The organism is Pseudomonas sp. IPO3778, from assembly GCF_013386825.1.
GTDB lineage: Bacteria > Pseudomonadota > Gammaproteobacteria > Pseudomonadales > Pseudomonadaceae > Aquipseudomonas.
Map to the genome: position 1 here is coordinate 11,906 of NZ_JACARC010000057.1, position 6,111 is coordinate 18,016.

General features: G+C 59.4%; 4 protein-coding genes. 3 read left to right on the forward strand and 1 reads right to left on the reverse strand.

The genetic code is table 11. The annotated features are described in order from the left end of the window. Window positions 1-107: 107 nt before the first annotated feature. Window positions 108-1,055, reverse strand: coding sequence for a LysR family transcriptional regulator (locus HX855_RS27230; protein WP_177091208.1), 948 nt, complete (start codon window positions 1,053-1,055; stop codon window positions 108-110). A 250-nt stretch (window positions 1,056-1,305) separates the two neighbouring features. On the opposite strand from HX855_RS27230, the gene HX855_RS27235 reads away from it, so the two are divergent. From HX855_RS27235 to HX855_RS27245, 3 genes are all read left to right on the forward strand, one after another. Beyond that, the gene (locus HX855_RS27235) at window positions 1,306-2,823 is read left to right on the forward strand and encodes a CoA-acylating methylmalonate-semialdehyde dehydrogenase (protein ID WP_177091206.1); all 1,518 of its coding nucleotides are present in this window, start codon (window positions 1,306-1,308) and stop codon (window positions 2,821-2,823) included. Window positions 2,824-2,837: 14 nt separating this feature from the next. Then, a complete protein-coding gene (mmsB, locus tag HX855_RS27240) occupies window positions 2,838-3,725 on the forward strand; it encodes a 3-hydroxyisobutyrate dehydrogenase (RefSeq protein WP_177091204.1) in 888 nt (295 codons plus the stop codon). Window positions 3,726-4,588: 863 nt separating this feature from the next. Next, window positions 4,589-6,111: Ig-like domain-containing protein (locus HX855_RS27245; RefSeq protein ID WP_178948036.1), on the forward strand; the 1,523-nt coding region annotated here is incomplete at its 3' end.

Here is a 6,111-nt window from a genome sequence, read left to right on the forward strand (position 1 = left end):
GCTTGCTGTGACGTTCGCTTAACCCATTGGCAAACGTCGGCTACCTTTTGTTGGGCGCGGTGTTACGTCTGAAGCCTGGATTGCTAAACCCGGTCGTTGATGGGCCTTTAATCCGCAAACCGCATCTCCCGCGTTTCCCCCATCAACAACGGCTGATTCTGTTCCGTCACCTCACGGATGTAATCCCACAACAGGGTGATCCGTTTCAACTTCCTCAGGTCCTCCCGGCAGTACATCCAGAACTGCCGCGTAATGTTGATCTCCTTGCCCAGCACCGGCAGCAACCGCGGGTCCTGCGCCGCTAAAAAGCACGGCAAAATCGCCAGCGACCGCCCTTGCTGCGCCGCCACGTACTGCGCAATCACGCTGGTACTGCGCAAACTCGCGCTGGCGCCAGGCACCACGTTGGCGAGGTACAGCAGCTCCGAGCTGAACGCCAGGTCATCCACGTAGCTGATAAACGGGTGTTCGGCCAAGTCTGCTGCCCGGCGGATGGGTGGGTGTTGGTCCAGGTATTCCTGGGTCGCGTAAAGCTGCAACTTGTAGTCGCACAGTTTGCAGCACACGTACGGCCCGTGTTCCGGGCGCTCCAGGGCGATGACGATGTCTGCCTCGCGCTTGGACAGGCTGATGAAGTGGGGCAGGGGCAGGATGTCCACGGAGATCGCCGGGTAGGTGTCGACAAAGTGGCTCAGTTGCGGGGTGACGAAGAAGCTGCCGAACCCTTCGGTGCAGCCCATGCGCACGTGGCCGGACAGGGCCACGCCGGAGCCGGAAACCTGTTCGCAGGCCATGTGCAAGGTGCTTTCGATGGACTCGGCGTAGCCCAGCAAACGCTGGCCTTCAGTGGTCAGGACGAAGCCATTGGTCCGGGACTTTTCAAACAGCAGGGTACCCAAAGAGCCTTCAAGGGAACTGATGCGCCGTGACACGGTGGTGTAGTCCACCGCCAGGCGCTTGGCGGCGACGCTGGCCTTGCGGGTGCGCGCAACTTCGAGGAAAAACTTCAGGTCATCCCAGTTCAGGGAGCCCAGGGACGTGATGTTTTTTTGCATATTGGACCGGCTTTTATGTGCGTTCTTATTAGAAGTTTGCACATCTATACTCCAAAAACAGTCCGAACGCCTCATGTGTAGGAGCGAGCTTGCTCGCGAAGGGCGTTAACGATAACGCGGGGAGCCTGAATACACGCAGCGCTCTCCGGTTCTTCGCGAGCAAGCTCGCTCCTACAGAAGTCCGAACGCCTCATCCTCAAGGCGATTCAACGCCTTGGTTCTCTGCATACCTACAAGAAATGGAGACCACATGAACGCATCTGCCGATATTTCCGTGCAACAGGTCAAGCTGCTGATCAACGGCGAGTGGGTCGAGTCCAAGACCACCCACTGGCAAGACATCGTCAACCCGGCCACCCAGCAAGTGCTGGCCCGTGTGCCGTTCTCCACCCCCGAAGAAGTCAACGCGGCCATCGACGCGGCCCATCGCGCCTTCCAGACGTGGAAGCTGACGCCGATCGGCGCGCGCATGCGCATCATGCTCAAGCTGCAAGCCTTGATCCGCGAGCACTCCAAGCGCATCGCCGTAGTGCTGAGCGCCGAGCAGGGCAAGACCATTGCCGACGCTGAGGGCGACATCTTCCGTGGCCTGGAAGTGGTCGAGCATGCGTGCTCCATCGGCACGTTGCAGATGGGCGAATTCGCTGAAAACGTCGCCGGCGGTGTGGACACCTACACCTTGCGCCAGCCGATCGGCGTGTGCGCGGGCATTACGCCGTTCAACTTCCCGGCGATGATTCCGCTGTGGATGTTCCCTATGGCCATTGCCTGCGGTAATACCTTCGTACTCAAGCCGTCGGAGCAAGACCCGCTGTCGACCGTGTTGCTGGTTGAGCTGGCGCTGGAAGCCGGCGTGCCAGCCGGTGTGTTGAACGTGGTTCACGGCGGCAAGGATGTGGTGGATGCGCTGTGCACCCACAAAGACATCAAGGCCGTGTCCTTCGTCGGTTCGACCGCTGTCGGTACCCACGTCTACGACCTGGCCGGTAAACACGGCAAGCGCGTGCAATCGATGATGGGCGCCAAGAACCACGCCGTGGTACTGCCGGACGCCAACCGCGAACAGACCCTGAACGCCCTGGTAGGTGCCGGTTTCGGCGCGGCCGGCCAGCGTTGCATGGCGACGTCCGTGGTGGTGCTGGTGGGCGCGGCCAAGCAATGGCTGCCGGACCTCAAGGCCCTGGCGCAAAAACTCAAGGTGAATGCCGGCAGCGAAGCCGGTACTGATGTGGGCCCGGTGATCTCCAAGCGCGCCAAGGCACGCATTTTGGAACTGATCGAAAGCGGCGTAAAAGAAGGTGCCAAGCTGGAACTGGATGGCCGTGGCATCAAGGTGCCGGGTTTTGAAGACGGCAACTTCGTCGGCCCAACCCTGTTCTCCGGCGTGACCACCGACATGCAGATCTACACCCAGGAAATCTTCGGCCCGGTGCTGGTGGTGCTGGAAGTCGACACCCTCGACCAAGCCATCGCGCTGGTCAACGCCAACCCGTTCGGCAACGGCACTGGCCTGTTCACCCAGAGCGGCGCGGCGGCGCGTAAATTCCAGAGCGAAATCGATGTGGGCCAGGTCGGCATCAACATCCCGATCCCGGTGCCGGTACCGTTCTTCAGCTTCACCGGTTCCCGTGGCTCGAAACTCGGCGACCTGGGCCCGTACGGCAAGCAAGTGGTGCAGTTCTACACCCAGACCAAAACCGTCACCAGCCGCTGGTTCGACGATGACAGCGTCAACGATGGCGTCAACACCACCATCAACCTGCGCTGATCGAGGAGACGACCATGAAGATTGCATTTATTGGCCTGGGCAACATGGGCGCGCCGATGGCGCGCAACCTGATCAAGGCGGGCCATGCGCTGAACCTGTTCGACCTGAACCAGACCGTGCTCAACGAGCTGGCCGAACTCGGCGGCACCATCAGCGCCTCGCCGCGCGCGGCAGCCGAAGGCGCCGAGCTGGTGGTGACCATGCTCCCGGCGGCGGCCCATGTGCGCAGTGTGTGGCTGGGTGAAGACGGCGTGCTCGCAGGCATCGGCAAAGGCGTGCCGGCGGTGGATTGCAGCACCATCGACCCGCAGACCGCCCGTGATGTAGCGGCGGCGGCAGCAAAACAAGGCGTGGTGATGGCCGATGCTCCCGTGTCCGGCGGCACCGGCGGCGCCCAGGCCGGGACACTGACCTTCATGGTCGGCGCCACCCCGGAACTGTTCGCCACCCTGCAACCGGTGCTGGCGCAGATGGGTCGCAACATCGTCCATTGCGGTGAAGTTGGCACCGGGCAAATCGCCAAGATCTGCAACAACCTGCTGCTGGGCATCACCATGGTCGGCGTCAGCGAAGCCATGGCCCTGGGGGATGCGCTGGGCATCGACACCCAAGTGTTGGCGGGGATTATCAACAGCTCCACCGGGCGCTGCTGGAGTTCGGACACCTACAACCCATGGCCCGGGATTATCGAAACGGCACCGTCGTCCCGGGGTTATACCGGCGGGTTTGGTGCGGAACTGATGCTCAAGGATCTGGGGTTGGCCACTGAAGCAGCCCGCCAGGCGCACCAACCGGTGATCCTCGGTGCAGTGGCGCAGCAGTTGTACCAATCGATGAGCCAGCGCGGGGAAGGGGGCAAGGACTTCTCGGCGATCATCAACAGCTATCGCAAGCCAAAATAGAGCGAGTGCCTTTCACCCTACTCCTGATTTTTACTGCGTAGACCTTTCAGCACCAGCACGCTACTGGTGCTTTTTTTTGCCCTGAATAAACCCCTTAATGCCATTTGTGGGTAACCGATATTACTTATCGACTAATGCATTGGCATGGCATTTTTTTGCATTGTTATATTTGTGAAATAAACTTTTACAAGTTTTTGTATGGACGCCTGAACTTCAGGTTTTTGATCATGGTTTATTCATGGGGTTAGTGCGTGTGAGGTGCTCCATGATCATGTCGTTATAATCGAGTTCACGTTTGTGTGCGCTCAATTTGTAGTGAGTGTCCGCATTAAACACTCATGTTTAATGCGTGTTTACTTTTCCCTTTGATGTTGACTATCGCGTCGCTAGTATCGGCTTCGCGAGCGTTGTCATGGTTTCCACGTCTCGATAATTTCCGCCGAAGCGTTGTACTTATAAAGTTGTGCAGGTGTGTCAGAGATGGTTAGCGAACGGATGCGTACATCGGATTTTCCAGGGCTGTCAGCCTCATCGGGCAAGGCCGCCCTGGAACTCCAAAAAGCCCGCATCCTGGCCCGCCAGCTCTGCCTGCTGCTTGACCTCTGGGTTCCCTTTCAGCCCAATCCCACGCCTGGCCAGGTTTGTTCTGACACCAAGGATGTGCAAGCGCATTCGACGCCAGGGTGTGGCACGTGCACGTTAGTGAGCCTGCAACTGCGTGAAGAAACCGGCGTGGGTTGATCGCTGTAAATCCTGACCAGTCCTTCCTTGATGCGAAAAATTTTAGCGCTCGGCGGTAGTTACCGTCGTGGGCATTCGCTCGCGCTGAAATACGTGTGTCCATATATAGAAACGGGTGAGAGATGAAAAATATAACAATTGTCGACAAGGCAACGGGGGCGGCGACGGAACATGCCTTTGGCAATGCCAGCCTCAAAGGAACCAGCATTGTAAAGTTGCCCTTCGGACAAGAAAGCGTTCAATCGTTTCAGCAGTCCGGCCAAAATCTGGTGGTCACTCTCAAATCAGGAGAAACCATCACCATTCAGAACTTTTTTGTAGTGGGGGCTGATGGCGCCACTAACCAGTTGGTTCTGGAAAATACAGACGGGACATTGTTGCTCGGCAACTATTCCACTCCATATTCAGGCTTCAACTTCACTGAGATTTCGACTCTGGACGACCTGGGTGTGGCAGCCATTGCCGCCGACAGCTCGGTGCCGGACTGGGTACTGTGGGGCTTGGGTATTCTCGCCGTGGGCGGTACCGCCGCGGCATTGAGTGGCGGTGGCGGTGGTGGTGGCCATCATTCAGCGCCAGCTCCAGCGCCCGGTGCCGCTCCCGGCGCGGCGACCGGTTTGGAGGTAAACAGCGCGGGCACGTTGGTCAGTGGTAAAGGCCAGGCAGGCACTACGGTGACGGTCAAGGATGCCGCCGGTAACGTGCTGGGTACCGGCACTGTCGGTACCGACGGCAACTTCCAGGTCAACCTGGACAAGCCGCAAACCAATGGCGAAACCCTGCAAGTGGTCCTTAAGGATGCGGCAGGACAGGAGTCGCCACCGGCCCCCGTGGTTGCTGGCGACAGCACCGCGCCGGATGCGCCGACAGACCTGGTAATCAGTGCCGATGGTGCAACCGTCAGCGGTAAGGGTGAGCCGAACACCACCGTGACGATCAAGGACGCCAGTGGCAACGTGATCGGTACGGGCACCGTCGGTGCGGATGGTAATTTCCAGGTTTCGCTCGACACCCCCGCGACCGAGGGCGAAAGCCTGGCAGTCACGCTCGAAGACGCTGCAGGCAATGAGTCGGCGCCGGGTGGGTTAGTTGTTGCTGATATCGAGACACCGCTTGCGCCGCGCAATCTGACGATCAGTGATGCCGGTGACACGCTCAGCGGTGAAGGCGCCGCTGCCCATAAAGTCATCATCCTCAACGATGCCGGTGAAGAAGTCGGCAGCGGTACGGTGGCCGATGACGGCACATTCCTGGTGGAGCTGAACTCGCTGCATACCAATGGCGAGCGGCTACGGGTGTTCCTCCGCAACTTCTCGGGCAAAGAATCCCTGCCAGGCACCGCCATCGCGGGCGACACAATCGCCCCTGACGCCCCGACCGATCTGCTGGTTGGTGAGGATGGCAGCACCGTATCGGGCAAAGGCGAACCGGGCGCGACCGTTACCGTGAAGGATGCCGATGGCGACGTGATCGGCACAGGCACAGTGGGCGACGACGGTAACTTCCAAGTCACCCTGGACCCGCTTCAGGTGAGCGGCGAAACACTAGCTGTCACATTGACCGACGCAGCAGGCAACGAGTCTGTTCCTGCCTCTGTGATTGCTGTTGATATTGATGATACGGACGCCGACGCTGATGCTGATGC